Source organism: Intrasporangium sp., from assembly GCF_051961875.1.
GTDB lineage: Bacteria > Actinomycetota > Actinomycetes > Actinomycetales > Dermatophilaceae > Intrasporangium_A.
Genome location: NZ_JBQCCV010000072.1, coordinates 1 through 4009 on the forward strand (window position 1 = coordinate 1; position 4009 = coordinate 4009).

4 protein-coding genes are annotated in these 4009 nt (G+C 68.5%); all 4 read right to left on the reverse strand.

Annotated features, from left to right (window positions below):
* Positions 1 to 4 precede the first annotated feature (4 nt).
* Genes ACTHJJ_RS04300 through ACTHJJ_RS04315 form a run of 4 tightly spaced genes read right to left on the reverse strand, consistent with a single transcriptional unit; the run spans position 5 to position 3858 of the window.
* A complete protein-coding gene (locus ACTHJJ_RS04300; protein WP_440301701.1) occupies positions 5 to 1282 on the reverse strand; it encodes an NAD(P)/FAD-dependent oxidoreductase in 1278 nt (425 codons plus the stop codon).
* Positions 1282 to 2181, reverse strand: coding sequence for an amino acid ABC transporter ATP-binding protein (locus ACTHJJ_RS04305; protein WP_440301702.1), 900 nt, complete (start codon positions 2179 to 2181; stop codon positions 1282 to 1284). The genes ACTHJJ_RS04300 and ACTHJJ_RS04305 overlap by 1 nt, the downstream gene beginning before the upstream one ends.
* A complete protein-coding gene (locus ACTHJJ_RS04310) occupies positions 2178 to 2999 on the reverse strand; it encodes an amino acid ABC transporter permease (protein ID WP_440301703.1) in 822 nt (273 codons plus the stop codon). Before ACTHJJ_RS04310 ends, ACTHJJ_RS04305 begins: the two co-directional genes overlap by 4 nt.
* Before the next feature lie 10 nt (positions 3000 to 3009).
* A complete protein-coding gene (locus ACTHJJ_RS04315) occupies positions 3010 to 3858 on the reverse strand; it encodes a transporter substrate-binding domain-containing protein (protein ID WP_440301704.1) in 849 nt (282 codons plus the stop codon).
* Positions 3859 to 4009: the final 151 nt, after the last annotated feature.

Genomic DNA, 4009 nt, shown 5'->3' on the forward strand with positions numbered 1-4009 from the left:
CAACCTAACCGCGGCGGAGCGGCCCTCGGCTGAAACGCATCGGATCGAAGGCCCGCACCGCAGCGGCCGGACCGGTCGCCACGAGATCGGCGACGAGCCTCCCGGTGGCCGCACCGAGCGTCAGGCCGAGCATGTTGTGACCGGTGGCGACGACGACGCGGTCCGAGCCGGGCACAGACCCGATGAGCGGCTTGCCGTCGGGTGTCATCGGCCGGGGTCCGACGCGCTCGTCGGTGCTCGCCTCCCAGTCGATCCCGGCCAGGTAGGGAGCAGCGAGGCGCTTCATCAGGTCGATGCGCCCCTGGTGGACGCCATCACGCTTCCCGTCGAACTCCACCATGCCGACGACGCGGGTCCGATCACCCATCGGCGTCAGGCCGACATGGGTGCCACCGAGCCGCAGCACATGCGTCGGGGGGTGCTCCGGGTGGACGCTGAAGCTGTAGCCCTTGCCCGGTGTCACGTAGCCCCGGACGCCGAGCGGACGGAGCAGGCTCTCCGACCATGCACCCGCCGCGACGACCGCGTGCTCGGCCTCGACGACACCAGCAGGGGTGTCGAGCTCGACCCGCTGAGCCCGTTGGCGGACCGCCCGCACCGGTGCCTCCGTCACCAGCCGCGCGCCGCGGGAGAGCACCGACTCGACCAGGGCGTCGACAAGCCGCGACGGGTTGAGCCACCGGTCGCCGCGATGGAGGAAGCCGAACTGCGACGCAGGCCCGAGACCCGGCTCCAGCTCGAGCAGCGCCTCGCGTCCGACGATCGGCTCCGGTGCCGGCGCGAGCCCGCGTCGCGACACGGCGGCCAGCGACGCCCACGACGCCTCGGCCTCCTCGCGCGTCGAGTGGAGCATGAGGAAGCCCTCGTCCTGCAGGTCGCTGATGATCCCGGCCTCGACGAGCCGGTCCACGAGCGAGGCCGTCTGCCGGTTCAGCACGTCGAGCTCGTCCCAGGACCGGGCGAACCGGCTCGCCGGCGCGTTCGCGACGAAACGAGCGAGATAGCCAGCCACCCCCGGCACCGCCGCCGGGTGGAGGAAGAAGCTGCCGCCCGAAGGCGACGCCAAGGCCCGCATCCCGTCCCGGACGACACCCCACGACGGCATGGGGTCGCTGCGGGCCGGGCAGACCCACCCGCCATTGACCCTTGCTGCCCCGCCACCCGGCGCACCCGCCTCGACGAGGCTGACGGCATACCCCCTATCGAGCAGGTAGTGCGCGCTGAACAGCCCGATGAGCCCGGCGCCGACGACGGCGACCTCGGTGCCCTTCGGGCCGGTCATCAGAACCGCTGCCGCTTGACGCTCTCGGGCAGGTCCGTCGACGGCTGTCCCGCCGCCCTCGGGTCCTGAGGGTGCTGGCGCCCCTCCATGTCGTCGTCCCTGTCTGATCCGACGTGCGTCGGGTCGAGGACGCGCTTGAGGAACGTGCGCGTCCGCCGGTGCCGGGGATCGCCGATGACCTGCTCGGGCTTGCCCTCCTCGACGATGACCCCGCCGTCCATGAAGATGACGCGGTCGGCCACCTCGCGCGCGAAGGCCATCTCGTGGGTCACGACGATCATCGTCATGCCCTCGGACGCGAGCCGCCGCATGACGGACAGGACGTCCCCGACGAGCTCGGGGTCGAGCGCCGAGGTCGGCTCGTCGAAGAGCATGAGATCCGGGTCCATCGACAGCGCCCGGGCGATCGCCACCCGCTGCTGCTGCCCCCCGGACAGCTGGGCCGGGAAGGCTCCGCTGCGGTCCGCCAGTCCGACCTTCTCGAGGTTCGCGCGAGCGACCTTCTCCGCCTCCACCTTGCCGCGCTTGAGCACGACCTGCTGCGCGACCGTGCAGTTCTCGAGCACGGTCAGGTGCGAGAAGAGGTTGAACTGCTGGAAGACCATCCCCATCTTGCTGCGCACGCGGTCGATGTCGCAGTCCGGGTCGGTGACGTCGACGCCGTCGACGAGGATCCGTCCGCCGGACGGCTGCTCGAGCAGGTTGACACACCGGAGCAGGGTCGACTTGCCGGACCCGGACGGGCCGATGACACAGACGACCTCGCCCTGCTTGATCGAGGTGGTGATGTTGGTCAGCACCTCCACCGAGCCGAACGACTTGCGCAGGTCGGTGATCTCGACGACGGCGGGCCCGCGGGCCGACGAGCGGGTATGCCGTTCAGCTGGGTTCGATGTCATCGGGCCTTCGCCGCCTTCCGCTCCATGCGCCGCACCAGGAAGGTCAACGGCAAGGTGATGAGGAGGTAGCAGAGTCCGGCGACGACGAGGGGCGTCAGGTTGGCGTTGGTGCTCGCCATGTCCCGCCCGTACTTCGTCAGGTCGAAGCCGGTCGATGACAGCCCGATGATGTAGGCGAGCGAGCTGTCCTTGACGACGAGGATGAGCTCGTTCGTCAGGGGTGGCGTGACGATCCTGAAGGCCTGTGGGAGCACGATCTTCCGCGTGGCCGCACCGGCCGGCATGCCAAGCGACCGGGCCGCCTCGACCTGGCCCTTCGGGACGGCCTGGATGCCCGCGCGGATCGTCTCGGCCATGTAGGCGGCGGCGACGATGCCGAGGGCGGACCACACCGTGCCGTAGGTCCCGAACGGGATCTCCAAGCCCGGAAAGGCCAGCGGCAGCAACCCGAACGCGATGAGCACGACGATCGCGGGCAGACCTCGGAAGAACTCGATGTAGATTCCCGCGAGCCAGCGGTAGGGCCCGACCGAGGACAGCCTCATCAGGGCAAGGATCGTCCCGATCACGAGCCCGAGCACGAAGGCGCCGATCGCGTAGATGATCGTGTTGAGGATGGCCCGGCCGAGCCCCTGGGTCAGGGCGTCATGAATCAGGTCACCGCGGAAGAAGACCTGCTGGATCTGCGGGAAGTCGGCGATCGAGACGAGCAGGATGACGATCGCGACGAGGATCGCGTACTGGACCCATCGGATCCGCTGGGCCCGCTTGCGGGGCGAGAGACGTGCTCGCCCCGCAGCTGCTGCAGGCGAAGTCATGGCATCGACCTCAGGAGACGCTCGGCATCACCGCGGGCTCGGAGCCGAACCACTTCTTGTAGCTCTCCTTGTAGGAGCCGTCGTCGATCGACTTCTTCAGGGCCGTGTTGAAGGCGTCCTTGATCTTGGCCGCGTTCGCGTTGTCCTTCTGGAAGAGGAAGCCGTACTGCTCGCCGGTGTCGAACTCCTTGACGACCGCGAAGTCGGGGTTGCTCTTCGCGAAGTCGAGGAGCGGTCCGTTGTCGTTGATGATCGCGTCGACCCGGCCGGACTGGACACCCGTGATCTGGGTGGGCAGGTCGTCGAACACGACCGTCTCGTAGCCGTTGGCCCCCTTGTTCTTCTCGGCATACTCCTGACCGGTCGTGTCCGTCTGCACGCCGATCTTCTTGCCCTTGAGGGACGCCAGGTCGGTGATCCCCGACGACTTCTTCGTCAGCAGCGCCTGGGTTGCGCTGAAGTACGGCGTCGAGAAGTCGACCGCCTTCTTGCGCTTGTCGTTGATCGTGACTGCGCCCATCGCCATGTCGCACTTCTTGGCGGCGAAGACCGCACCCGAGGTCTGGGAGGCGAAGTCGATGTCGACGATCGTGACGTTCGGCAGGCCCAGCTGCTTCGCGGTGGCCTGTGCCAGGTCCATGTCGAAGCCGATGACGTTGCCGGAGCTGTCCTTGAACTCGAACGGCTTGTAGGACAGGTGCGTGCACACGGTCAGGGTGTTGGCGCTGACGAGCTGCGGGCCGCCGGACGGGGCGCTCGCGGCGCCCTTGCCCGAGCTCGAGCCGCAGGCGGCCAGCGCGAGCGAGGCGAGGGAGACGACGGCCGCGTAGCGGGAGACGCGAGACGTGAGCTGTGACATGCGTGGACCTCCGGTTTGGCAAGTGGCCTGGGGACACTCAAGTGGTCAGGACACTACAGAGCGGAACTGGATTCCGGAACGATGCTGACCGGATCGTGACCCTCGTGTGGCAGGGTTCTGGCATGACGCTTCCACGCCCCGATGTCGACCC

Excerpts from the sequence above, each read along its gene's own strand:
- ACTHJJ_RS04305 (WP_440301702.1), bottom strand. The coding sequence starts at position 2,181 with ATGACATCGAACCCAGCTGAACGGCATACCCGCTCGTCGGCCCGCGGG.
- ACTHJJ_RS04310 (WP_440301703.1), bottom strand. The coding sequence starts at position 2,999 with ATGACTTCGCCTGCAGCAGCTGCGGGGCGAGCACGTCTCTCGCCCCGC.
- ACTHJJ_RS04315 (WP_440301704.1), bottom strand. The coding sequence starts at position 3,858 with ATGTCACAGCTCACGTCTCGCGTCTCCCGCTACGCGGCCGTCGTCTCC.
- ACTHJJ_RS04300 (WP_440301701.1), bottom strand. The coding sequence starts at position 1,282 with ATGACCGGCCCGAAGGGCACCGAGGTCGCCGTCGTCGGCGCCGGGCTC.